Raw genomic sequence first — 438 nt, 5'->3', positions numbered from 1 at the left:
GAGACTCGAACACACATAACATGTGTGTCGTTTCAATTTTCAGCTTGATCCAGATTTTTAAAGAGCAAAACTTCGCAGTGCACCTTTTCAGGTTCACTCTGAAGTTTTCTTGTGTTCGCAGTAAAGGGATGGTGGAGCTATGCGGGATCGAACCGCAGACCTCCTGCGTGCAAGGCAGGCGCTCTCCCAGCTGAGCTATAACCCCATCGTATACACTAATCTCTGTACCGGTAATGCTTTCTGAGACAAGGCGTGGAATAACGAAGCATACTGAAGTATGCGAGTTGTTCCGCAACGCAGTATCAGGAAGCATTTGGTAGGCCTGAGTGGACTTGAACCACCGACCTCACCCTTATCAGGGGTGCGCTCTAACCACCTGAGCTACAAGCCTGCAGAGATTTTTACTGCTATTTTCATCAGACAATCTGTGTGAGCACT

Annotated in this window: 2 tRNA genes; both read right to left on the bottom strand. The window is 47.9% G+C overall.

The window, feature by feature from the left end:
• Positions 1-129: 129 nt before the first annotated feature.
• Positions 130-205 (bottom strand) — tRNA-Ala (locus tag E0L20_RS23760).
• Between the two features lie 109 nt (positions 206-314).
• Positions 315-391, bottom strand: a tRNA-Ile gene (locus E0L20_RS23755).
• Between the last annotated feature and the right edge of the window lie 47 nt (positions 392-438).

Origin of the sequence: Enterobacter wuhouensis, assembly GCF_004331265.1 — a bacterium.
GTDB classification, from domain to species: domain Bacteria; phylum Pseudomonadota; class Gammaproteobacteria; order Enterobacterales; family Enterobacteriaceae; genus Enterobacter; species Enterobacter wuhouensis.
The sequence above is the reverse complement of the archived record's forward strand: the minus strand, read 5'-3'. Positions and strand labels throughout refer to the sequence as shown.